The following is a 23806-nucleotide window of genomic DNA, read 5'->3' as shown; positions in this document are numbered from 1 at the left end:
ACCCTCGGTCGAGCCACTAGATCTAGTGTTGCCCCGCCCAGCCCATACAAATTGACGGAAAATTAGGGGATTGGTCAACGCGATTCTTGCGCCGAAGGCCAAGTTTTTGGGGTTGACTGGGCGGCTGACCACAAGGGCTTGAGTCATCCACAGCTTGTGGAAAACAGGATGGGGATGGAAAACCGCGCGAGAAGAAGGGCTTGCACGCGAAGGTTGAGATTCGTCCCCCGAGTTAACGAATTCTGCCAGAGCCTGCGGCGAAAAAGCCGAAAAAGCTCAAAAGGTTAACGAAGTGGGTTATGGTCGGGGCGGCGGGATTCGAACCCACGGCCTACGGCACCCAAAGCCGTCGCGCTACCAGGCTGCGCTACGCCCCGTGGCCGCCTCCATAGCGCCCGGGCGGCCGCAAGGAAAGAGGCTTGGGCCCTAGTCGCAGGGCCAGGCGGCGTCCGGTCCGAAGGCGGGATGGCGCAGCTCGGTGCCGGGCGCGATGCCCAGCCGGCCGGCAAGCCCGCCATTGATCTCGAGCACCGCCAGAATGCCCGGCCCGCCATCGATGGGCGTCCGGTCCAGCGGCACCGCATTGGCATGCACCTTCTTCACCCGCCCTGCCCCGTCGAGGAAGATCATATCGAGCGGGATCAGCGTGTTCTCCATCCAGAAGGCGACGGGCTGCGGATCTGGATAGACGAAGAGCATCCCCGCCGATCCGGCCAGATGGGTCCGGTTCATCAGGCCAAGCGCCCGCTCGGCCTCGTCATCGGCGATCTCGACGGTAAACCGCGCCGTGCCCCAGTCGCCGCGCAGATCGACCCGGGTCTCGGCGCAATCGGCGGCACGCGCCGCCCCCGCAACCGCCCAGACCAGAAGACTGGCTGCCGCCGCCCGGACCGCTATCTTGCGAAGTCCCCGTCCGGACCGAGCGCGCTTTCCCATGGACCCACCGATATTGCGAGGCGGCCGCGCTGGCCTTCGGTGACCCGCACCGCGATGGCCTCGCCCGGCTGCAGATCGGCCAGTCCCGACCGCCGCAGCACCTCGATATGAATGAACACGTCGTCGTCGCGGCCGAAGACATTGGCAAAACCAAAGCCCTTGGCCTTGTCGAACCATTTAACGCGCGCGGGTTCCAGCGGCAATGCCGCGACCTGTTCGGCCGTCAGATGCATCGCATCCTCAAGCGGGGGCGCCCCGGTGGCCACGGGCGGCTCGATCTTCAGAACCTCTGTCGCCTGCAACCCGCGGGCCGTCCGGTTCACGACCAGAACGATCCCCGCCCCGTCCGACACCGAATTCTGTCCGAAGTTCCGCAGCACATTCGCGTGCAGCAGGATATCCGGGCCGCCTTCGTCGGACACGACAAAGCCGAACCCCTTTGACGGATCGAACCACTTAACACGCCCTTCGACGCGCAACGCCGTGTCGCTGTCCTTGTCCATACGTCCGGTCCCGGTCGTCTTTGATGCCTCAGGCGCCTGGACGCTGGCCAGACGCACTCCCCAAAAAGAGTTCGACGCCCCATCGTCCCGCCGCGCGTTGCCCGGACCGCCTCCGGGCAATCAAGGGTAGAGTCTGGCGATCTTCCACTCAGCGTCAAGTGTATCTCTGCACCAGCGAAACCGGTCGTGCAGGCGGAAGGCCCCGTCGGCCCAGAATTCTATCTCGAGGGGCCTCAGTCTGAAGCCTCCCCAGAAGGGCGGCCGTTGCGGCGACACGCCGCGCCTGGCGGTGACAAGCGCCACCTCGGCCATCAATTCGCGCCGCGACGCCAAGGGTCGCGACTGCCGAGACGCCCAGGCTCCAAGTCGGCTCTGCAACGCACGCGAGGCATAATAGGCATCGGCTTTTTCGCCTTCTTCCTTTTCGGTCACGCCACGGACCCGGATCTGGCGCCGCAATGATTTCCAGTGTAACACGAATGCCGCTTTATTCGTTAGGGTAATTTCACCCGCCTTTACACTTTCGTAATTGGTGTAGAACAGGAAAGCGTCGGGCTCAATCTCCTTCAGCAGCACCATCCGCACATTCGGCAATCCCTGCGCGTCGACCGTGGCCAGAGCGATCGCATTCGGATCGTTCGGTTCGGTCTTTTCGGCCTCGGCCAGCCAGGCGCGCGCGATCGCGAAGGGATCGTCGCCTGCGAAGTGTCCGTCCCGGTCGCTCATGGCCTGCGTCCTCCTGGTTGACCCTGTGGCACTTGATGGGTTCGTGCATTTGCCCTACACCGGCGGCAAAATTTTGAACAGATGGTCGAGGGGACCTCGGATGTCGACAAAGCTGATGGAGGGCAAGCGAGGCCTGATCATGGGACTCGCCAACGACAAGTCCATCGCCTGGGGGATCGCGCGGCAATGCGCGGACGCCGGCGCTGAGCTGGCTTTTTCCTATCAGGGCGAAGCACTTAAGAAACGCGTGATGCCGCTGGCCGAGAGCCTGGGCAGCGATATGGTGCTGGAATGCGACGTCGCCAGCGAAGAGTCGCTCGACGCCCTCTTCGCCGCGCTCGAGGCGCGCTGGGGCCGGCTCGATTTCATCGTCCATGCCATCGGCTTCTCGGACAAGAACGAGCTGCGCGGCCGCTATGTCGACACGTCCCGGTCGAACTTCCTGATGTCGATGGACATCTCGGTCTTCTCCTTCACCGCCGCCGTCCAGCGCGCCGCCCGCCTCATGACCGAAGGCGGCTCGGCGCTCACGCTGACCTATTACGGGGCCGAGCGGGTGATGCCTCACTATAACGTGATGGGCATCGCCAAGGCCGCCCTCGAGGCCTCGGTCCGCTACATGGCCGAAGACCTCGGCAAGGATGGAATTCGCGTCAATGCCATTTCCGCCGGACCGATCAAGACGCTGGCCGCCAGCGGCATTGGCGATTTCCGCTATATCTTGAAATGGAATGAACTGAATTCGCCGCTTCGGCGCAATGTGACCCAGGACGAAGTCGGAAAATCGGCGCTTTATCTTCTGTCGGATCTCGGCAGCGCGGTCACCGGCGAGGTGCACCATGTCGATGCCGGCTATCACAGCGTCGGCATGAAGGCGGTCGACGCGCCCGATATTGACGCGGTCACCGGACGCAAGGACGGCTGAGCCGTCCGCGCCCCCCATCGGGCGCCGCGGCGCGTGCGGCGGCGCTTGACGCGGGCGCGCGCCACCTGCCATTCGTCGCACGCACGCACAGGAGACACCGATGGCCCCCGACCGCCTGCCCCATGAAAAAGGCTTTCACGTCAGCTGGGACCAGCTGCACCGCGATGCGCGGGCGCTGGCCTGGAGGCTCGACGGACAGGGGCCCGACAACGGCGCCTGGCGCGCGGTGGTCGGGATCACCCGGGGCGGCATGGCCCCGGCGATGATCGTCTCGCGCGAACTCGACATCCGCATGGTCGACACGATCTCGGTCAAGTCCTACAACCACCAGTCCCAGAGCGCGCCGGTCATCATCAAGATGCCCGACCGCGATCTAGTGGGCGACGGCACCGGGGTGCTGATCGTCGACGATCTGGTCGATACCGGGCGCACTCTCGAGGTGGTCCGCGCGACCATGCCCAAGGCCCATGTCGCCACGGTCTATGCCAAACCCATGGGCCGGCCGCAGGTCGACACCTACATCACCGAGGTCAGCCAGGACACCTGGATCTTCTTCCCGTGGGACATGGCGCTGCAATACGTCAAACCCTACCGCGCGGGCGAATAGGGGGCCGCGATGCCCGCCCGCCAGCCACCGCGCGGCGGCACCGCCGCCAGTTTCGCGCCCCCGATCATGGAGGCGCGGCGCTGGCTTGACGGGATCGAGTTTCCGCCCGACCGGCCGCTTCTCAATGTCAGCCAGGCCGCGCCGATGGACCCGCCGCCCGCGGCGCTGCGCCAGGCCATCGCCGAGGCCGCGCTGAACGATCCGGGCGCGCATCTTTACGGCCCCGTGCTGGGCCTGCCCGAACTGCGCGCCGAAATCGCCGATCAGTGGTCCACGGCCTATGGCGGCGCGATCCGGCCCGAACAGGTCGCCATCACCCAAGGCTGCAACCAGGCCTTCTGCGCGGCCGTCTCGGCCATCGCCGCCGCCGGGGACGAGGTGATCCTGCCCACGCCCTGGTATTTCAACCACAAGATGTGGCTCGACATGGCCGGCGTGCGGGCGGTGCCGCTCTCGACCGGGGCCAACCTGCTGCCCGAGGTCCAGCGCGCCGCGGCCCTGATCACGCCGCGCACCCGCGCCATCGTGCTGGTCACGCCCAACAACCCGACCGGGCTCGAATATCCGGCGGGGCTCGTGGCCGAGGTCCTGACGCTTTGCCGCAATCACGGGATCGCCCTGATCCTCGACGAGACCTACCGCGATTTCGACGGGCGTGACGGCGCCCCGCACCGGCTGTTCGCCGATCCCGACTGGGGCGACACGCTGATCCAGCTTTATTCCTTCTCCAAGGCCTACCGGCTGACCGGGCATCGCGTGGGCGCGCTGGTCGCCGCCGAACCGATCGTGGCCGAGGTCGAGAAGTTCCTCGACACGGTGGCGATCTGCGCCAATCAGCTTGGCCAGCGCGCGGCGCTCTGGGGGCTGCGCAACCTCGCCGCCTGGAAGGCTGACGACCGGGCCGAGATCCTCGCCCGCCGCACAGCCGTCGAAACCGGCTTCGCCGCCCTGCCGGGCTGGGAGCTGATGGGCGCGGGCGCCTTCTTCGCCTGGGCGCGCCACCCCTTCGCGCTCGATGCGACGACGCTGGCCCGCCGGCTCGTGGCCGAGGCGGGCGTGCTGCTGCTGCCGGGGGCGATGTTCCTGCCCGAGGCCGATCCGGGCAGCCGCGACCAGCTGCGGATCGCCTTTGCCAATATCGACCGTCCGGGCCTTCGGACGCTGTTCGAGCGGCTTGCGGCCTTCCGCCCCTGACGCTTGCGGGGGACCGCGCAAAGACCTACACAGCAGCGAACCCAGATCCGGCAGGGAGGCGGCCCGATGTCCAAGTCCAAAGGCAAGCAAATCTCGAAGACGCTCGTCTGGCTGATGCTGATCTTCGTGGTGCTGGGCCTCGGTGGCTTCGGGGTCAAGAATTTCGGCGGCCGGGTCGAAACCATCGGCAGCGTCGGCGACACGAAGATCAGCACCGACACCTATGCCCGCGCGCTGCAGCGCGAATTGCGCGCCCGCGCCGCCGCGACCGGCGGCCAGACCATGAGCATCGCCGAGGCCCAGTCGACCGGGCTGGTCGATGCGGTCCGCGCCCAGGAGATCTCGAATGCCGCGCTCGACAACGAGATGGCCCGGATCGGCGTGTCGGTCGGCGACGACCAGGTCGCCCGCGAGGTGATGCGGATCGACGCCTTCAAGGGCCCCGATGGCAGCTTCGACCGCGAGGCCTATCGCTACACCCTGTCCCAGAACGGCCTGACCGAGGCGCAGTTCGAGGCCTCGCTCCGCGACGAGGCCGCGCGCTCGCTGCTGCAGACGGCCGTGGTTGCCGGCCTGACCGCGCCCCAGACCTATGTCGACGAGCTTTACGGCTTCATCGCCGAACGGCGCAGCGTCAGCCTGATCCACCTGACCGCCGAGGATCTCGACGCGCCGGTGCCCGACCCGACCGGGGACGACCTGACCGCCCAGTACGAGGCGACCCCCGCTGCCTATACCGCCCCGATGACGCGCAGGATCACCTATGCCTGGCTCACCCCCGAGATGATGGCGAACCGGATCGAGCCCGACGAAGAGCTGCTTCATCAGCTTTATCAAGAACATATCGACGAGTTCGTGCAGCCCGAGAAACGTCTGGTCGAACGTCTGGTCTTTGCAGACATGACCGAGGCGCAGGCCGCCTGGGACAAGATCGCCTCTGGCGACGAAAGCTTCGACAACGCGGTCGCCGCGCGCGGCCTCTCGATCGACGATATCGACCTTGGCGACGTCTCCGAGGTGCAGATCGGCGGCGAGGCCGGACAGGCGGTCTTTGCGCTGACCGAACCCGGTCTTGCCGGGCCGGTGATGTCGGATCTCGGCCCCGCGATCTTCCGGGTGAACGCGATCCTCGCCAAGCAGGAGATCCCCTTCGAGGAGGCGCGCGAAACCCTCGCCCCCGAGGCGGTGCACGACCGCGCGGTGCGGATGATCGCCGACAAGATGTCGGAGTTCGACGACCTGCTGGCCGCGGGTGCGACGCTTGAGGATCTGGCACGCGAAACCGACATGGAGCTGGGCGAGATCGACTATACGGCCGACAGCGACCAGGGCATCGCCGCCTATCCGGACTTCCGCGACGCCGCCGATGCGGCCGTCGAGGGCGACTTCCCCGAAGTGAAGGAACTGGACGACGGCGGGATCTTCGCGCTGCGGCTCGACGGGGAAACCCCGCCCACCCTGCGCCCGCTTGACGAGGTGCGCGACCAGGTCGCCGAGGACTGGCGCAAGGCCGAGACCGCGCGCGAGCTTGCCGCCAAGGCCGAGGCGCTGAAGGCGCGGGTCGAGGGCGGCGAGGACATGGCCGCGCTCGGGCTTCAGGTGACCTCGGAAAGCGCCCTGTCGCGCGGCGGGCTGATGCCGCAGCCGCTGTCCGATGCGCTGTTCTCGCTGGGGGCCGAAGGCGATACCGCCGTCGTGCCCGCGGGCGACGAGGTCTGGCTGATCCGGCTCGACGCCATCCTGCCCCCCGATGCGACCGATCCGGGCGCCGAGGCGCTGCGCCAGAGCATCGCCTCGCAGGTCAGCCAGGGGATCGCCCAGGACCTTTACAATTCCTTCGCCCAGGCGGTGATCAACGCCGCCGGGCTGTCGCTCGACCAGGCGGCGATCAACGCCGTCCACGCCCAGTTCCGGTAAGCGCCCATGTCGAAGATCATTCCCGAGTTCGCCGCCTTCGAGGCAGGTTACGAGGCCGGTCGCGCCCAGGTCGTCTATGCCCGGCTGGCCGCCGATCTCGATACGCCGGTTTCCCTGATGCTGAAACTCGCGGGTGCCCGGACCGACAGCTTCATGCTGGAATCGGTCACCGGCGGCGAGGTGCGCGGGCGCTATTCGGTGGTCGGCCTCAAGCCCGACCTGATCTGGGAATGCCGGGGCGAAACCAGCCGCGTCAACCGCATGGCGCGCTTCGATCCCGACGCCTTCGAGCCGATGGAGGGGCATCCGCTGGCGGCGCTGCGCCAGATCCTCGCCGAAAGCGCCCTCGACATGCCCGAGGACCTGCCCTCGATCGCGGCGGGGCTTTACGGCTATCTGGGCTATGACATGATCCGGCTGGTCGAGCGGCTGCCGAACGTCAATCCCGACCCGCTGGGCCTGCCCGATGCGCTGATGCTGAGGCCCTCGGTCGTGGCGGTGCTGGACGGCGTCAAGGGCGAGGTGACGGTGGTCTCGCCCGCCCGGCCCGAACCCGGCCTGTCGGCCCGCGCCGCCTATGCCCAGGCCGCCGAGCGAGTGATGGATGCGCTGCGCGATCTCGACCGGGCGGTGCCCGCCGAGACCCGCGATTTCGGCGAGGCCCGCGAGATCGGCGAGCCGGTCTCGAACTTCACCCGCGAAAGCTACATGGCCGCGGTCGAGACCGCCAAGGACTACATCCGCGCGGGCGACATCTTCCAGGTGGTTCCGGCCCAGCGCTGGACCCAGGACTTTCCGCTGCCGCCCTTCGCGCTTTATCGCAGCTTGCGGCGCACCAACCCCTCGCCCTTCATGTTCTTCTTCAATTTCGGCGGCTTCCAGGTCGTGGGCGCCAGCCCCGAGATCCTCGTGCGGCTGCGCGGCGGCGAGGTCACGATCCGCCCCATCGCGGGCACCCGTCCGCGCGGCGCCACCCCTGCCGAGGACCGCGCGCTGGAGGCCGACCTGCTGGGCGACCGGAAGGAACTGGCCGAACATCTGATGCTGCTCGATCTGGGCCGCAACGATGTCGGCCGGGTCGCGAAGATCGGCACCGTCCATCCGACCGAGAAATTCATCATCGAGCGCTATTCCCACGTCATGCATATCGTCTCGAACGTGGTGGGCGAGATCGCCGAGGGCGAGGATGCGCTGTCGGCCCTGCTGGCCGGTCTGCCCGCGGGCACGGTCTCGGGCGCGCCCAAGGTCCGCGCGATGGAAATCATCGACGAGCTCGAACCCGAAAAGCGCGGCGTCTATGGCGGCGGCGTCGGCTATTTCGCGGCCGGTGGCGACATGGACATGTGCATCGCGCTGCGCACGGCCGTGCTGAAGGACGACAAGCTTTACATTCAGGCGGGCGGCGGCGTCGTCTACGATTCCGACCCGGCCGCCGAATGGCAGGAAACCGTCAACAAGTCGAACGCTCTGCGCGCCGCCGCCGCCGAGGCCGCCCGCTTCGTGCGCCGCAGCAACGGCTGAACCGCTCCCACGCCCCGGCGGGCGCGGGCCCTGTCGTTCTCAGTAATCGCGTTCGTAGAAGATCCCGATGCCGGTATCGCCTTCGGCGCCGACATGGCCCTTGACGGTCACATAAGGCGACACGTCGAGATTGAGGTTTATCTCGCTCTCGCCATCCGGATTGACGATCACCTGCGAATAGACGTTGTCCGACAGGTACTTGCCCGCACTCAGCTCGGTGCCGCCCTCTTCGGTCGAATTCACGTCCAGATCGTCGAGCCCGGTCGCACTGCGCAGCGTGCCCAGAATCCCCTGCCCGCCCCGGCCCATCAGCGTGGCCACCGCCGAGGCCAGCTCGGCCGCCTGCAAGGGCGACAGCGTGTCGAGCCCGCGGCCGAACAGGATCCGCGAGATCACCTCTTCCTGCGGCAGATCGGGGTCCGACTGGAACGAGATATCGGGGGAACTGGCACGCCCGTCGACGAGGATTCGCGCAGTCACGTCGCCCGACTGGGTCGCGGCCACGAAATGCAGCTGCGGATCGAACGGGCCGGACAGCGTCACCTGCCCCTCGTCCAGCGTGAAGCGCTGCGCGAGGATGTCGAGCCGCCCGCGGATCAGCTGGAACTGGCCCGTGGCCGCGACATCGGCGGTGGTCCCGCCCAGAACCAGCCGCCCGCCCAGCTCGGCATCGAGCCCCCGGCCCCGCACGAAGACCTGCGAGGGCGCCGACACCGTCAGGTCCAGCGGATAGGGCCGTCCGCCCCCGCCGCCGCTGTCGGTCTCGACCAGTCCGGCGCGCACCCGCGTCGCCTGCACCGCCGCCGGGGCGCCCCGATGCACGAGATCGGGCAGCTCGCCGCCGCCGCCAAGCCCGGTCGACGGCACGGTGATCTCGGTCCGCCCCAGATCGAGCCGCCCGGCAATCCGCGCGCCGCCGGTCAGCGGGCCGGTGACCGTCACGGTGCCATCGACGCTGGTTTCATAAAGCGCCGGGTCCTGCAGGCGCGCCTGCGTCAGCCGGATGGCCAGTTCGCCCGGGAAGGCCCCGGACAGCGTGATCGGCCCCGTGACAGCAACCTGCCCGCCGCCCAGCCGTCCGCTGAGGTCAAGCCGCGCGCGTCCGCCCGACAAATCCACCTGACCGCCGATATCGGTCAGCGCCGCGCCCAGCGTCGGCGCCGACAGCCGCGCGCCCGAGGTCGTGGCCCGGCCCGACAGCGCCGACAGCCCCAGCGGCCCTTTCAGCGTCAGATCGTAGGCCGCCATCCCGTCAAGGCTGCGGGGTTCGATGAACGGATTGGCCAGCGACAGCGGCGCCCGGCCTTTCAGGCTCAGATCCGCCGACGAGGCATCCCGGGCCAACGTGCCCGCGACGGCCGAGGTGGCACCGCTCGGCCCGGTCGCGTCGAGTTTCAGACGCCAGTTGGCCCCGTCGGGCCGGGCCGTGCCCTTCAGCGCGACCGGTCCCGGGAAGCCCTCGATCAGCAGCGCCAGATCGGACAGCCGTGCCGCCAGATCGAGCGTGCCGTCGCCCGCGCTGTCCTCGGCCTTCACCGTGAGCCGCGGCGTCGCGATGTCGAGCCGTCCGACCGAGATCGCGCCGCCCCTGCGCGCGCCTTCGGCCTCGATCGTTGTCTTGCCGCCGATCACCCGGTCGATCTGGGCCAGACCGATGGCCAGCCCCTGCGCCTCGGCGCTCAGCGCGGCCTCGAAATCGCCCTTGACCGCGCCCTGCCCGGTCAGCGTCGCGTCCAGCGATCCCGACAGACGCCGTCCGGCGAGCCCCGAAAAGACCGACAATCTCGGCGCGCTCAGCGTCACCTTGCCCTCGGCGGGCAGCGTCGGGTCGCCCGGGGTCAGCGCGCCCTGGGCGGCAATCTCGGCACCGGCTGCCCGGGCCTCGAACCGGTCGAGCCTGAGCCGCCCGCCCGATTCCCAGCCGAAGGCGGTGTCGAGTGTGCCCGGTCCGGTCAGCTTCGGATCAACCAGCGCCAGGTCGGATACCTGCCCGGTCAGGGTCAGCCCGCCCGAGGCGGTCGACAGATCGCCTTTGCCCTCAAGACGGATGCCCGGAGTTTCGACCTGCAGCGCCTTCAGCGCGGTCCCCTCGGGCCCCCGCGCCGCCGCCACCTGCACCTGTCCCTTTCCGGCCAGAAGCGGATCGAGCCGGGGCGTACCGGTCTTGAGATCGGTGGTTTCGGCCGCGAGCGTCAGATCGAAGATCCCGTCCAGCAGACGGTAGCGCCCGGTCAGATCGGCCCGGGCCGCGCCGCCCAGCGCCCGGCCCGCCAGCGCCGCAAAGCGCGACAGGTCGTCCAGCGCCGCGCCGATGTCGCCGTCGAAGGGCAGCCCCTCGGCGGCGGCGCCCAGCGTGCCCTTGGCCGTCAGCCGCGCATCGCCCGCCGCGATTGCCAGATCGCTCAGAGAAAGCGGCGTCCCGGCCTGCCAGGAGAGGCGCGCGCTGCCGTCGACGGCCGGGCCAAGCGCGCGCGCCAGCGCCGGGTCGGAATGGCTCAACCCGCTGGCGCGGAAGGCGATGTCGGCGTCCAGCGCGGACGCTTCGGACCGAATCGTGCCGGTGCCGGTCAGATCGGCATGGCCAAGCTTCAGCGGGCCGCTGGTCAACCCGTCCAGCGCGATGTCGGCCTGCCAGGCCTCGCCGGTCGCGGCGTCGAATTTCGCATCGAGCGACACGGCCTCTGCCGTCGTGTCCAGCCCCGAGACCGGCAGAACCACCGGCCCCGACAGCCGCCCCGACAGATCGACCTTTTCCGGCAGGCCGCTGGGCGCCAGCGACAGCGTTCCGCCGAGCTGCAAGGCCCCGGTCGAGACTTCGAGCCGCGAGATATCGAGCCGCCGGTCGGCGCCGCGCACACCTTCAACCGCCAGATCGGCCGCGTCGCCGAAGAAGGGCCGCAGCCGCTCGGCCACCAGCGGGCCGAGATCGCCCGAAAGGGTCGCGGCAAAGGCCCGGGCCTCGGGCGCCTCCTCGGGCGCGGTGATGGTCAGCCGCCCCGCGACCCGGGGCTCGCCCTCGGTCGCCAGCGCCAGATCGGCCGCGAAATCGCTGAGCGGGCCGTCGCCCTCGACGGTCAGCGCAAGCGGCGGCGCGCCCGGCAGACCCGCAAGGCTCGACACGATGCCGCCCGCCCCTTCGGTCAGCGACAGGTCCAGCGACAGCGTCTGGCTGTCATTGGCATAGGCGGCCTTCAGCGCGAAGGCGCCGTCGGCATCGCTGCGGGTGGCGGTGATATCGGCCTCGCCCGCGCCGCCCGCGAGGCTCAGCGCCCCGTCCAGCGCCATCTCGGCCTCCTGGCCGATCAGCGCCTCGCCCAGCACCAGCCGCGGCGTCCTGACCCGGCCGATGTCGATCGAGACCGGCAGGTCCGGCAGCGCGAAGGGCGTGGCCTCGGATTGCTCGACGCTGGCGCCCTCGCCCTTGGGCAGGCGCGGCAAAAGGATCTCGTCGGCCGACAGTTCGTCGACCTTGACCTCGCCCCGCAGAAGCGCCGCCCGCGACCAGTCGAGCACGGCGCCGCGCACGGTCAGCCACACACCGTCCTCGTCGGCGATGGTCAGCTCTTTCAGCGTCGCGCGCGAGGACAGCGCGCCCTCGAACCCCTCGATCCGGATCTCGCGCCCGGCCGAGGAGAGTTTATCCTCGAGAAAGCGCACCAGAACGCCGCGGTCGTCCTCCTGCGCGGCCAGCGGCAGCGCGGTGAGCAGAAGCAGAAGAAAGCCGAGAAATGCGCGCATCAGAAGGCCTGCCCGATACCGATATAGAACTGAACCCCGTCGCCGGTATCGCCGTCGACCGGCGCCGCGATGTCGAAGCGGATCGGGCCGATCCCGGTGTCATAGCGCAGCCCGAGCCCCGCGCCCGAATGCCAGTCTCCGTCCGACACCCACGAGTCGGGCCCGACGAAGCCCGCATCGTAGAAGGCCACCATCTGGATCGCGCGGGTGACGCCGACCCGCGCCTCGCCCGACAGTCCGACGAAGGACCGCCCGCCGATCCTGTCGCCATTCGGCAGATCGACCGCGAGCGACTGGTAGGGCTGGCCGCGCACGGTGCCGCCGCCGCCCGAAAAGAACAAAAGCGCGGGCGGGACGCCATCGCTCGACGCGCCGACCACGGACCCGATCTGCGCCCGCCCGGCCAGCACGACCCGGGACCCGAGCGGCTGGTAGATCCGCGCATCGGCCTTGATCAGCGCGCCGCTTTCGGCCGCGCCGCCCACCGCCAGAAGCGGGGTCACGCTGCCGTCGAGATAAAACCCGTCATGGGCGTCGAGCGCATCGTCGCGGTGGTCCCAGGTCAGGCTGACGGGAAAGGTCAGATGGGTCAGTTGCCGGTCGCCGAGATCGTCGCTGACATCGGAATAGCGCAACAGCACCCCGGCCTCGCCGCTCAGATGCGGCGTGAAGATCCGGGTCAGGCCGCCGCCCACCCGGGCGTTGGTCTCGGTATAATCGGGCTCGTCCAGATCCTCGACGGCGCCCAGCAGGTAAAGCCCGGTATCCGCGTCGATCACCGCCGGGCGGTCGAAGCGGGCCGACAGCGACAGATCCTCGCCGCCGCCCTCCTGCCCGCCGATCCCCGCGACCTCGAAATCGAAGCGCAGCCGCTCGGCCCCGCCCAGAAGGTTGCGATGCATCCAGTAGCCCGAGACCGTCGCGCCCTCGAGCGAGGACAGCTCGATCCCGAAGCCCAGGCGGCGTTTCTTCTGGTCGACCACCTCCAGCCCGATATCCATGCTGTTGCCGGGGCCAAGCGTCTCGGCCTCGGTCAGGCGGACCGACCGGAAGGCGCCGGTCCGGCGCAGCCGCTCGGCGCTTCGGTCCAGCGCCTCGGGGTCGAAGGGCTCGCCCATCGGCAGCCCGGCAATGGCCCTCAGCCGGTCTTCGCGCACCCGCGAGCCCGAGGCGATCACGAGATCGCCGAACCGGACCGCAGGCCCGGGATCGAGCCGCACCCGGGCGGCCAGCGTTGCGGCCGGATGATTGGCGATCAGGCTTTGGCCCGCGACCCGGGCCTTGGCGTGACTGGCCGCACGCCAGCCATCGACCCCGGCCTCGGCCGCAGCGCGAATGGTGCCCGCCTCGGCAGGCCGCCCCGGGGCAAACCCCTCAGGCAGGTCGGTGCCGGGGGCCAGCGGGTCGATCTGGGCTTCGGAGAAGGCGAAAGGCCGCCCGGTCGCCACCCGGATCTCGACCCGGCCGATCCGGGCGGGCACCGACAGGGGCGACAGATCGGCCGCCTCGCGCCCGTCGAGGGTGACATGGACCTCGGGGCCGTAATAGCCGCGGGCGTACAACACACCGACAAGACGGGCGTAATCGGCCCGGGCGGCGGCAAAGATGTCCTGCGCGCTGGCATCGGGTTCGCTGGCCGCCTGCAACGACAGTGCCGAGTTCTCAAGCGCCTGCCGCACCGCGTCGGGTGCGCCGGGCGCGCTCAGCACGGCTTGGGTCGCGGCGGCCGGTCGCGGGGCGACCGACAGCAGGATCGCCGTCAGGACGGCGAACGAGGGAATGCAACGCGAGTCGATCAAATCCGGCCCCTTTTCCCGGCATACTTAGCCAAGACGGCGGCAGGGGAAACCCCGGGGACCGGATTTTGCCCGGAAAGGGCGTGCCCCCGCCGCGTCTGGCGCGGGGGCACGGGCGTCCGCGTCAGTCGGGCGCGTTCTCGATGCCGAAGGCGCGGCTCAGCATCAGCCGGTAGCCGACGACGATGGTCGCCACCAGCAGCGCCAGTTCGATCGCATAGACGAAGAAATAGGGCGTGGCCGCGCCGAACATGTCACCGATGGGCGAATGCAGCACCGCGTCGCGGAACACGCCGCCCAGCGCGATCCCGGCCCCCGCCGAGGTCGCCTGCACCGCGCCCCAGGCACCGAGCGCGAGCCCGACCTGGGCCTTCGGCGCCGAGCGCATGGTGGCGGTCAGCGTGCCATGGCTGAACAGCCCCGCCCCGAAGCCCGCCAGCATCGTGCCGAAGACGAAGACCGGCTCGGATTGCAGCGTCGCCGAGAAGGTGATCGCGGCGAAGGCCGGCAGCCCCACCAGCGCGCCCCATCCGGCCATCGCCATCGGGTCATAGCCCCGCGACAGCACCCGCGACGCCCAGGCGAACCCGACCAGCGTGCCGCCCGCGACCGAGGCCGTCAGCTTGGTGGTCGCCGCCACCGACATGTCCAGAACCTGGCCCCCGAAGGGTTCCAGCAGCACGTCCGACAGGCCGAAGCCCAGCGTGCCGAGCCCGATCACCCACAAGAGCTTGCGGGCGTTGGGTCCGCGCGTGAAAAGCCCCCAGGCCTCGCGGAAGCTGGGTTCCGGCTCGCTTTCGGGGCGCGGCTTGGCGCGGCTGCGGTCGCGCGCCTCCATCTTCCAAAGGGCGATGACGTTGAAGACCATGGTCGCGACCGCGGCCCCCTGGATCACCTTGATCAGCTTGGCGTGGTAGAAATCCTCCAGCCACATCCCGAACAGAAGCGCACTGACGATCATGCCGACCAGCAGCATGACATACATCAACCCGACGACATTGGGCTGGTCCTCGCGGGGCGCGAGGTCGGTCGCCAGTGCCAGGCCGACGGTCTGCACCGTATGCACGCCCGCGCCGACCAGCAGGAACGAGATGGCGGCGCTGAGGATGCCGATCCATTCCGGCGCACCGGCCGCACTTTCCTGCCCCGACAGCACGATCAGCGCGAAGGGCATGATGGCGAAGCCGCCCCATTGCAAAAGCGTGCCCTTCCAGATGTAGGGCACCCTCCGCCAGCCCAGCGCCGATCTGTGGGTATCCGACTTGAAACCGATCAGCGCGCGGAAGGGCGCGAACAGAAGCGGCAGGGAAATCATGATGCCGACGATGGATGCCGGAACTTCGAGCTCGACGATCATCACCCGGTTCAGGGTGCCGACCAGCAGCACCATCGCCATGCCCACCGAGACCTGGAACATCGACAGCCGCAACAGGCGGCTGAGAGGCAGGTCTTCGCTGGCGGCATCTGCAAAGGGGAGGAATCGGGGGCCGACCGTGGCGATACGATTCACCGCCATCTTGCTCAGTCGATTCATGCGGTCACACTCCACACGCGGCCCGACACAGGGGGCCCGTGTCCTATTGCCCGCTGGGGCGCGTTTCCAGTAGGGCCGGGACGTCACCGCCCCGAAGGCACGAAGGCCGAGGCTGAAACCCCGGCCCTCGCAAATTCCTGTCTCGAGCCGAAAGGCTTACGAGAGCAGCGTGGTGGCGTTGGTGACCAGCGACGCGGCTTCGAACGAGCCGGCGTAGTAGTCGCCCATCCAGCCGGTGGTCAGAACCAGCATCAGGTGCACCAGGAAGGAAGCGATGGCGCAGGCAACCAGGAAGAGCGGGATACCAACGGTGGGCTTAACGACGAGCCACATTTTCGCGTTGTTCATGATCTATATCCTCTCTCTAGATTAGCCGAGCCACGGGGTGGCGATGGCAGCCAGGAAGTGGGCGAACAGCGCGATCGCGCCGAACACGCGGGTGCCGTCGATGAGTTGCTTGTGCACTTCTTCGGCTTCGGCAAGGGTCAGGCCGGTCGGCCAGACTTTGTCCATATCGTCAGTCATATTGTCGTCTCCCCAATATGGTTTTCGACTGTGGTACGTGCAGAGCCTGCACGCAGGCGTCGACAAAGCAGACCGGAGATTTCCTTAGCGATGTTCTCGCTGGGCTTCCGACCCGGCATCGTCACAAGCAAACGATGTCACAAGCGATTGACGTTGGCAATGTCAACGCAGCCTGACATGGCCCCAGAATCGTGCGACATATCGAACCCTCTTGACAGCACGTCGCAGCCCCTGCGGCGCCGGGTCCTGCGACCGTCAGGACCCTTGAATTCTCCTCACGCAGGTGGGGTAATAATAACGCGCCCAACTGCAATTCGCCGTTCTCGTCGGGCCCGGACCGAAGCTCTGCTCCTGTCGTCGACGATCGCGGACGCAACAACCTGGAGGATCCATGAAATATTTCTGGGACGACTGGATGCCGAAACTTTCCAGCAAGCAACGCCTGCTCACCGACGTCGAAGCCGACGGCGAAAGCACCACCACGCCCTTCTCGGACGCGCTTGGCTTCAAATGCCTGTCCGAGAGCAGCACCTCGAAAACCGAACTGATGACCGGCAACCCGACCCCGCTGTCGCGCCAGATGAACTGGCCGCTGCTGGGCGGCATGGGTGAAGGCCATGTCGAACTGAAGACCGCGGATCCGACCCCGCTGTCGTCGCGCATGGGCTGGCCGCTCCTGTCCAAACGCGCCCATTACGCGGTGGCCGAGAAGTAATTCGGCCGCCGTTCGGCGCAGATGCGCCCGCGCGATCCCCCGCGCGGGCGCTTTTCTTTGCCTGACGCCCCCCAATCGGACACTCCGTCAGACGCAGCCTTTTCCGGCCCGGCCGCCCCAAGGCGGGCTCCTGCCCGGCCGAAGAACCCAAAGCTCCTTTTCGCCCGAGTCTTGCCCGCACAGCGCCCGGTTTCTGCGGCCAGATGGTTGCCGTCGGGCATGTGACCGTGCACCGGCCCTCAGTGTTTGCCGCGAAAGGAGTCCCGCCCATGGCCAGCCCCCCCTCTTCCCAGCCGCGCCCGGTGTCGTCCAAGGGCGACTCGGCCCGTCCGCGCCCGGACAGCGCCCCCGACTCCACCAAGGGCCCGGTGTTCGGGGACTGGGCCAGCATCTGACGGCACAAACCGAAAGGGCCGGCTCCTGCGGAACCGGCCCCTTGATTTCTGTGCCGCGCGCCGGTCTGGCGCCTCAGCGGCCGCGACTCGGTCGGCGGCTCAGCCGACCAGTTCGAGACCCGAGAAGAAATAGGCGATTTCTTCCTTGGCGGTGTCCGCGCCGTCCGACCCGTGAACCGAGTTCTCGCCGATCGACAGGGCGAATTCCTTGCGGATGGTGCCCTCGGCGGCTTCGGCCGGGTTGGTCGCGCCCATCACTTCGCGATTCTTGGCAATCGCGTCCTCGCCTTCCAGCACCTGCACGACGATCGGCTCGGAGGCCATGAACTCGCAGAGTTCGTCGTAGAAGGGGCGTTCCTTGTGCACCGCGTAGAACACGCCGGCCTGGGCCTTGGTCAGGTGAATGCGCTTCTGCGCCACGATGCGCAGGCCCGCGGCTTCCAGCTTGGCATTGATCGCGCCGGTCAGGTTGCGGCGGGTCGCGTCGGGCTTGATGATCGAGAAGGTGCGTTGAATCGCCATGTCTTGCGTCCTCTTGGGCGCCGCCCGGGGACGGCGGGGAAAAATCGCGGCCCTGCTAGCACGCGCCCCGGCCCTTGAAAACAGGCTTTCGCCGCAGTCGCGGGCGAGTCGCGCGGGAACCGATCACGCCCGCTCACGTTGGGGTGCGTGTTCGCGCGCCTCTGTGAAAAGGGCTTTTCATGACCGTGATTGTAGATTTCCTGAACACCGTGCTCTGGGGCTATGTCCTGATCTGGGGTCTGATCGGAGCCGGGCTTTACCTGACAATCCGCCTCGGCGGGCTCCAGTTCCGCCACTTTCCCGAATTCATCCGCGTCGTCGTCAGTTCCAGCGAGTCGGATCGCAGCGGCATCACCCCGCTGCAGGCCCTGACCGTCAGCCTCGCCAGCCGGGTCGGAACCGGCAATCTGGCGGGCGTGGCGGTCGCGATCTATCTGGGCGGGCCGGGCGCGGTCTTCTGGATGTGGATGGTGGCGCTGGTCGGCATGGCCACGGCCTATGCCGAATCGACGCTTGCCCAGCTTTACAAGGTGCGCAATGCCGACCGCCAGTATCGCGGCGGGCCGGCCTATTACATCTGGCACGGGCTCAACGCCAAATGGCTGGGCTATGTGTTCTGCTTCTTCTTCCTCTGTTCCTTCGGGCTGATCTTCAACGCGGTCCAGTCGAATTCCATCGCCGATGCCGCCGACGGCGCCTTCGGCATCCCGAAACTTGCGACCGGCATCGCCATCGGCGCGCTGACAGGGGTGGTGATCTTCGGCGGCATCCGCTCGATCGCCAGCGTGGCCGAACGGGTGGTGCCGATCATGGCCGGGATCTACCTGCTGGTCGCGGCCTATGTGCTGGTCGTGCACGCAACCGAGATCCCCGGCCTGCTGGCGCTGATCGTCAAGAGCGCCTTCGGCATCGACCAGGCGGTGGGCGGATTCGCCGGGGGCTTTGCCGCCGCCGCCCTGAACGGTGTCAAGCGCGGGCTCTTCTCGAACGAGGCCGGCATGGGCTCGGCCCCGCATATCGCGGCCGTGGCCGTGCCCGACCCGCATCACCCGTCGAGCCAGGGCATGGTGCAGGGGCTTGGCGTCTTCATCGACACGCTGCTGATCTGTACCGCGACCGCGCTGATGATCCTGCTGTCGGGCGTGGTCGATTACGGCCCCGACGGAATCACCGGAACCGAGCTGACCCAGAACGCGCTGTCGGCCCATATCGGCGCCTTCGGCCCGCCCTTCATCGCGGTGGCGATTCTTTTCTTCGCCTTCACCTCGATCATCGGCAACTACGCCTATTCCGAAAACGTGATGGAGTTTCTCGGGCTTGGCCGCGGTGTGCCGCTGGCGATCCTGAAGGCCGCACAGGTCGGCATGGTGATCTGGGGGGCGGTGCAGCCGGTGACCAAGGTCTTCAACTTCGCCGATGCCTCGATGGCGACCATGGCCACCATCAACCTCGTCGCGCTGATTCTGCTGTCGGGCACGGTGATCCGGCTGACGAAGGACTATTTCGAACAGCGCAAGACCCGGGTCGAACCCTATTTCCGGCTCTCGAAGCATCCCGAGATCGACCCGAAGGGAATCGACCGCACGATCTGGAACGAGGATGTCGCCGCCGAGCGGGGCGCCTGACCCGGTTGTCCCTGACCCGGCTTTCCCCGCCGCCCGCGCCCTGCTAAAGGCGGGCCATGCTGCGCATCGACGATCTTCGCTATTCCATCGAGGGGCGCCCTTTGTTCGAGGGCGCCTCTGCCGTCATTCCGGATGGCCACAAGGTCGGCCTGATCGGCCGGAACGGGGCCGGCAAGACCACGCTCTTCCGGCTGATCCGGGGGGAGCTCACGCTCGATTCGGGCGCGATCTCCTTCCCGCGCCACGCCCGGATCGGCGGCGTCGCGCAAGAGGTGCCCTCGTCCGCGACCTCGCTGCTGGACACGGTGCTGGCCGCCGATACCGAACGCGCCAGCCTCATGGCCGAAGCCGAGACCGCGACCGATCCCCACCGTATCGCCGAAATCCAGACCCGGCTGGCCGATATCGACGCCTGGTCGGCCGAGGCGCGGGCCTCGTCGATCCTGCGCGGGCTCGGGTTCTCCGAGGCCCAGCAGCTCATGCCCTGTTCGGACTTCTCGGGCGGCTGGCGGATGCGGGTCGCGCTGGCGGGCGTGCTTTTCGCGCGCCCCGATCTGCTGTTGCTGGACGAGCCCACCAACTATCTGGACCTCGAAGGCGCGCTCTGGCTTGAAAGCTATCTGGCGCGCTATCCGCATACGGTGATCCTGATCTCGCACGACCGCGGGCTTCTGAACCGCGCGGTCGGCCATATCCTGCATCTCGAGAACCGCAAGCTCACGCTGTATGCGGGCGGCTACGACGCCTTCGCCCGGGCGCGTGCCGAACAGCGCGCGGTGCAGGCCGCGGAGGCCAAGAAACAGGACCTGCGGCGCGCGCATCTGCAAAGCTTCGTCGACCGCTTCCGCTACAAGGCCTCGAAAGCCAAGCAGGCCCAGGCCCGCATCAAGATGCTGGAGCGGATGACCCCGATCGCCGCGCCCGAGGATCTGGCGCGCGTGGTCTTCACCTTCCCCCAGCCCGACGAACTGTCGCCGCCCATCGTGGCGCTGGAAGGGGCCGCGGTCGGCTATGACGGCACGCCCGTCCTGCAACGCCTGTCGCTGAGAATCGATCAGGACGACCGGATCGCGCTTCTGGGCCGGAACGGCGAGGGCAAGTCGACCTTCTCGAAACTGCTGGCGGGCAAGCTCGACAAGCTCTCCGGCCGGATGACGACGGCCAACCGGCTGAGAATCGGCTATTTCGCCCAGCATCAGGTGGACGAGCTGCATCTGGACGAGACCCCTCTGGACCACCTGCGCCGCGAACGCCCAGACGAGGCGCCCTCGAAACTGCGCGCGCGGTTGGCCGGATTCGGGCTGGGCGCCGATCAGGCGGAAACCGAGGTCGGGCGGCTCTCGGGCGGGCAGAAGGCGCGGCTGTCGCTGTTGCTGGCGACACTCGACGCGCCGCATCTGCTGATCCTCGACGAACCCACCAACCACCTCGACATCGAAAGCCGCGAGGCGCTGTCCGAGGCACTGAACGACTATTCGGGTGCGGTGATCCTCGTCAGCCACGACATGCACCTCTTGTCGATGGTGGCCGACCGGCTCTGGCTGGTGCAGGGCGGCCGGGTCACGCCCTACGAGGACGACCTCGACGCCTATCGCCGGATGCTGCTGGGCACCGACGTTCCCGAAAAGGTCGCGACCGTCGACAAGGCCGCTAAGCCCGAAGCTCCGAAACGCGCCTCGCGCGACGAGATCCTGGCGCTGCGCGCCGAGGTCCGCAAATGCGAACAACGGGTCGAGAAGCTTGGCGAAATGCGCGGCAAGCTGCAGGAAAAGCTGGCCGATCCCGACCTTTACGACCCCGCCCGCGCCGACGAACGCATCCTGTGGCAAAAGAAGTTCGCCGAGGCCGAAGAGGCGATGGAACGGGCCGAGGCGCTCTGGATGGCCGCGCTGGAAAAGCTCGACTCGGCCGAGGTCTGAGCCATGGATCTGGGCTTTCACGTCAGCGCCTTCATCACCCTCTTCGTGATCGTCGATCCGATCGGGCTGGCGCCGGTCTTCGTGGCACTGACCCAGGGCATGGGCACCCGCCAGCGCCGGGCCATCGGCCTGCGCGCCGCCGCCATCGCGGTCGGTCTGCTGACGCTGTTCGGCATCTTCGGGGAAAAGGTGCTGGCCTTTGCCGGGATCTCGATGCCCGCCTTCCGCATCGCGGGCGGCATCCTGCTGTTCCTGACCGCGCTCGAGATGCTGTTCGAGCGGCGCAGCAAGAGGCGCGAGGACCGTGCCCATGAAGAGCTGCCCGACCCGTCGGTCTTTCCGCTGGCAACCCCGCTGATGGCCGGGCCCGGCGCGATGGCGACGATGATCCTTCTGAACGGACAGATCGACCGCGCGCCCCTCGACATGCTGCTGATCCATCTGTCGATGATTGCGGTGATCGGGATCTGTGTCGCGCTGTTCCTGGCGGCCAGCCTGCTGGAACGCGCGCTGGGCCATACCGGCATCGTCGTCGTCTCGCGGCTGCTGGGGATGCTGCTGGCAGCACTTTCGGTGCAGTTCATCCTCGATGGGCTCAGGGATTTCGGCCTTGCCCCGGCCTGAGCCCCTTCGCGTTTCGCCTCCCGCCGCCTATATCGGTCCTATCCCCGGGAAAGGAGCGTCATGACCGGCGACGATTTCGGACGGCTGATCTATCTTGTCCTGCTGGCCACGGTCATCGCGGGCTATTTCCTGATGTCGCACCGCCGGCGGCTGGGGCAAGTCGCCCAGCAGGCGGCGATCTGGGGGCTGATTTTCATCGGCGTGATCGCGGGCTTCGGGCTCTGGTCCGATATCCGCAACGATGTGGCCCCGCGCCAGACCGTCTTTGCTGACGAAAACCGGATCGAGGTGCCCCGCGCGCCCGATGGCCATTACTACATGACGTTGCGGATCAACGACGTTCCGATCCGGTTCGTCGTGGATACCGGCGCGACCGATGTGGTGCTGACCCGCGACGATGCCGAACGGGTGGGGATCGATCCACGGAGCCTGCAATTCTTCGGCGAGGCCCATACCGCCAATGGCGCGGTCCGCACGGCGCCCGTGCGGCTCGACTCGGTCGAACTGGGGCCGGTCACCGACCGCAACCTGCGCGCCTTCGTCAATTCCGGCGAAATGCGCGAATCGCTTCTGGGCATGGCCTATCTCAACCGCTTCGAACGGATCGAGTTCGTCCGCGACCGGATGATCCTGACGCGCTGAACCGCTCGCCCCCGCCGGCGCGGCCCGCTAGGCTGGGCGCAAGCAGCGAGGAGGCGCCCCCGATGACAGACCCGACCCAAGACCCCGGACCCGACAGCGACCGGATCGCAGAGATCGCGGCGAATCAGCCGCCCTTTGCCCGGCTTCTGGGGCTGAGCGTGGTTTCCGCCGCGCCCGACCGGGTGGTGGCCCAGCTTCTGGTGACCGAGGATCTGACCAACCGCAACGGCACGCTGCATGGCGGCGCGATCATGGCGGTTGCCGACAATCTGGGCGGCACCGCGACCTTCCTGAACCTCGATCTCGAGGCGGGCGAAGGCACCTCGACCATCGAGAGCAAGACGAACTTCTTCCGCACCGTGGCCCTGGGCGACACCGCGCGCTGCGAGACCGTGCCGCTTCATCGCGGGCGCAGCACCATGGTCTGGCAGACGACCATCACCCGGGGCGACGGGACCCTCGCCGCCAATGTGATCCAGACCCAGATGGTTCTGCGCCCGCGCGGTTGAGCCGGGCCTCACCCCGCATCGAACCGCTCGAACGCCGTTTGCATCCGCGCCGGGTCTGCCGGACAGCCCGTGAACAGCTCGAAGGTCCGCACGGCCTGAAACAGCGCCATGCCCGCCCCCGGCAACACCCGGCACCCGGCCCGGCGCGCGGCGGCCAGAAGCGGGGTTTCAAGCGGTACATAGACGATATCGGCCACCCAAATCCCGGGGCCCAGCAGATCGGGCGCGACCGCCATCCCGGGATGCCCGGCCATGCCCAGCGGCGTTGCGTTGACGATCCCGTCTGGCCTGTCGTCCCGGATCAGCGCCGCCGGATCGGCGATGGCCCGGACAGCACACCCGCCGCCCGGGGCGGACAGCCGGTCCGCCAACGCCTCGGCCCGGTCCAGCTGGCTGTCATGGATCGACAACCGCGCGACGCCCGACCGCACAAGGGCGTACGCGACCGCGCCCCCGGCGCCGCCCGCACCGATCAGCAGGACATGCCCGCGCGGCGCATCCGCCAGACCGCGCCTCAGGCTTTCGGCGAATCCCCAAAGGTCGGTGTTATGGCCGATCCGCCGCCCGCCGCGCAGCAGCACGGTGTTGACGGCCCCGACCGCGCGCGCCTCCTCCGACAGCTCGTCGAGAAGGCCGGTCACCTCGGTCTTGAACGGATGGGTGACGTTCAGCCCGTCGAAGCCCGCCGCCTCGGCCGCGGCCAGCATCCCGGCCAGATCGAGCCCCCGCCGCGGCGGCGCGTCCATGTCGAGCACGCGGTAAAGCAGTGTCAGCCCCTGCGCCCGCGCCTCGGCCATATGCATGGCGGGGCTGCGCGAGCGCGCGATGCCCCGACCGATCAGGCCCAGAAGGATCGGCGCCCCATCCCCGGAAATCCCAGACGTCACGGCGCCCTCCCAAGCCCGGCCGCGTCGGGTCAGACTGGCGGGGGCA

At 68.3% G+C, this 23806-nt stretch carries 21 protein-coding genes, 1 tRNA gene and 1 pseudogene; 12 read left to right on the top strand and 11 right to left on the bottom strand.

Features of this window, described 5'->3' with window-relative positions:
* Positions 1 to 300: 300 nt before the first annotated feature.
* The 4 genes and pseudogenes from C8N38_RS08640 to pdxH form a co-directional block, all read right to left on the bottom strand.
* Positions 301 to 377: transfer RNA gene (locus tag C8N38_RS08640), tRNA-Pro, on the bottom strand.
* Positions 378 to 426: 49 nt separating this feature from the next.
* Complete coding sequence (locus tag C8N38_RS08635) at positions 427 to 936, bottom strand: DUF192 domain-containing protein (RefSeq protein WP_108026162.1); 510 nt, start codon at positions 934 to 936, stop codon at positions 427 to 429.
* Entirely contained in the window at positions 894 to 1439 is a 546-nt protein-coding gene (locus C8N38_RS08630; protein WP_108026160.1) for a cold-shock protein, read from the bottom strand. Before C8N38_RS08630 ends, C8N38_RS08635 begins: the two co-directional genes overlap by 43 nt.
* Before the next feature lie 120 nt (positions 1440 to 1559).
* Positions 1560 to 2171 (bottom strand): annotated as a pseudogene (pdxH, locus tag C8N38_RS08625) (pyridoxamine 5'-phosphate oxidase); the annotation flags it as partial.
* 94 nt (positions 2172 to 2265) lie between these two features.
* Here pdxH and fabI point away from each other — a divergent pair.
* From fabI to trpE, 5 genes are all read left to right on the top strand, one after another.
* On the top strand, positions 2266 to 3090 hold the full coding sequence (gene fabI, locus C8N38_RS08620; protein ID WP_108026155.1) for an enoyl-ACP reductase FabI: 825 nt from the start codon (positions 2266 to 2268) through the stop codon (positions 3088 to 3090).
* A 100-nt stretch (positions 3091 to 3190) separates the two neighbouring features.
* The gene (gene gpt / locus C8N38_RS08615) at positions 3191 to 3697 is read left to right on the top strand and encodes a xanthine phosphoribosyltransferase (protein ID WP_108026153.1); all 507 of its coding nucleotides are present in this window, start codon (positions 3191 to 3193) and stop codon (positions 3695 to 3697) included.
* Between the two features lie 9 nt (positions 3698 to 3706).
* Positions 3707 to 4891: an aminotransferase gene (locus C8N38_RS08610; RefSeq protein ID WP_108026151.1), complete on the top strand. Its 1185-nt coding sequence runs from the start codon at positions 3707 to 3709 to the stop codon at positions 4889 to 4891.
* Between the two features lie 66 nt (positions 4892 to 4957).
* Entirely contained in the window at positions 4958 to 6808 is a 1851-nt protein-coding gene (locus C8N38_RS08605; protein ID WP_108026149.1) for a peptidyl-prolyl cis-trans isomerase, read from the top strand.
* A 6-nt stretch (positions 6809 to 6814) separates the two neighbouring features.
* Complete coding sequence (gene trpE / locus C8N38_RS08600) at positions 6815 to 8329, top strand: anthranilate synthase component I (RefSeq protein WP_108026147.1); 1515 nt, start codon at positions 6815 to 6817, stop codon at positions 8327 to 8329.
* Positions 8330 to 8368: 39 nt separating this feature from the next.
* Here trpE and C8N38_RS08595 read toward each other — a convergent pair whose 3' ends face one another.
* The 5 genes from C8N38_RS08595 to pufB form a co-directional block, all read right to left on the bottom strand.
* A complete protein-coding gene (locus C8N38_RS08595) occupies positions 8369 to 12067 on the bottom strand; it encodes a translocation/assembly module TamB domain-containing protein (RefSeq protein WP_108026145.1) in 3699 nt (1232 codons plus the stop codon).
* A complete protein-coding gene (locus tag C8N38_RS08590; RefSeq protein WP_245895622.1) occupies positions 12067 to 13866 on the bottom strand; it encodes an autotransporter assembly complex protein TamA in 1800 nt (599 codons plus the stop codon). Before C8N38_RS08590 ends, C8N38_RS08595 begins: the two co-directional genes overlap by 1 nt.
* Positions 13867 to 13987: 121 nt before the next feature.
* Positions 13988 to 15397, bottom strand: coding sequence for a PucC family protein (locus C8N38_RS08585; protein ID WP_108026143.1), 1410 nt, complete (start codon positions 15395 to 15397; stop codon positions 13988 to 13990).
* A gap of 156 nt (positions 15398 to 15553) precedes the next feature.
* Complete coding sequence (locus C8N38_RS08580) at positions 15554 to 15745, bottom strand: light-harvesting protein (protein WP_075785378.1); 192 nt, start codon at positions 15743 to 15745, stop codon at positions 15554 to 15556.
* 21 nt (positions 15746 to 15766) lie between these two features.
* Positions 15767 to 15922, bottom strand: a complete 156-nt coding sequence (gene pufB / locus C8N38_RS08575) for a light-harvesting antenna LH1, beta subunit (protein WP_042460741.1) — start codon at positions 15920 to 15922, stop codon at positions 15767 to 15769.
* Positions 15923 to 16313: 391 nt separating this feature from the next.
* On the opposite strand from pufB, the gene C8N38_RS08570 reads away from it, so the two are divergent.
* Both C8N38_RS08570 and C8N38_RS22125 read left to right on the top strand, forming a co-directional pair.
* Positions 16314 to 16637 carry a hypothetical protein gene (locus C8N38_RS08570; protein WP_108026136.1) on the top strand — a complete coding sequence of 108 codons (324 nt, stop codon included), beginning with the start codon at positions 16314 to 16316 and terminating at the stop codon, positions 16635 to 16637.
* Positions 16638 to 16906: 269 nt separating this feature from the next.
* Complete coding sequence (locus C8N38_RS22125; protein ID WP_281258221.1) at positions 16907 to 17032, top strand: hypothetical protein; 126 nt, start codon at positions 16907 to 16909, stop codon at positions 17030 to 17032.
* 99 nt (positions 17033 to 17131) lie between these two features.
* Here the strand turns inward: C8N38_RS22125 and ndk are convergent, their stop codons facing one another.
* On the bottom strand, positions 17132 to 17554 hold the full coding sequence (gene ndk, locus C8N38_RS08565; RefSeq protein ID WP_075785376.1) for a nucleoside-diphosphate kinase: 423 nt from the start codon (positions 17552 to 17554) through the stop codon (positions 17132 to 17134).
* A 179-nt stretch (positions 17555 to 17733) separates the two neighbouring features.
* Here ndk and C8N38_RS08560 point away from each other — a divergent pair, with 179 nt between their 5' ends.
* The 5 genes from C8N38_RS08560 (at position 17734) to C8N38_RS08540 (ending at position 22873) form a co-directional block, all read left to right on the top strand.
* Positions 17734 to 19179, top strand: coding sequence for an alanine/glycine:cation symporter family protein (locus C8N38_RS08560; RefSeq protein ID WP_108026134.1), 1446 nt, complete (start codon positions 17734 to 17736; stop codon positions 19177 to 19179).
* Positions 19180 to 19235: 56 nt separating this feature from the next.
* The gene (locus C8N38_RS08555; protein WP_108026132.1) at positions 19236 to 21098 is read left to right on the top strand and encodes an ABC-F family ATP-binding cassette domain-containing protein; all 1863 of its coding nucleotides are present in this window, start codon (positions 19236 to 19238) and stop codon (positions 21096 to 21098) included.
* 3 nt (positions 21099 to 21101) lie between these two features.
* A complete protein-coding gene (locus C8N38_RS08550) occupies positions 21102 to 21722 on the top strand; it encodes a MarC family protein (protein ID WP_108026131.1) in 621 nt (206 codons plus the stop codon).
* A gap of 60 nt (positions 21723 to 21782) precedes the next feature.
* Complete coding sequence (locus tag C8N38_RS08545; protein WP_108026129.1) at positions 21783 to 22364, top strand: retropepsin-like aspartic protease family protein; 582 nt, start codon at positions 21783 to 21785, stop codon at positions 22362 to 22364.
* A gap of 62 nt (positions 22365 to 22426) precedes the next feature.
* Entirely contained in the window at positions 22427 to 22873 is a 447-nt protein-coding gene (locus tag C8N38_RS08540; RefSeq protein WP_108026127.1) for a PaaI family thioesterase, read from the top strand.
* 8 nt (positions 22874 to 22881) lie between these two features.
* Here C8N38_RS08540 and C8N38_RS08535 read toward each other — a convergent pair whose 3' ends face one another.
* Entirely contained in the window at positions 22882 to 23760 is an 879-nt protein-coding gene (locus tag C8N38_RS08535) for a shikimate dehydrogenase (protein WP_245895620.1), read from the bottom strand.
* Positions 23761 to 23806: the final 46 nt, after the last annotated feature.

Origin of the sequence: Rhodovulum kholense, assembly GCF_003053725.1 — a bacterium.
Taxonomy (GTDB): domain Bacteria; phylum Pseudomonadota; class Alphaproteobacteria; order Rhodobacterales; family Rhodobacteraceae; genus Rhodovulum; species Rhodovulum kholense.
This window is presented reverse-complemented; position numbering and strand designations above follow the sequence as displayed.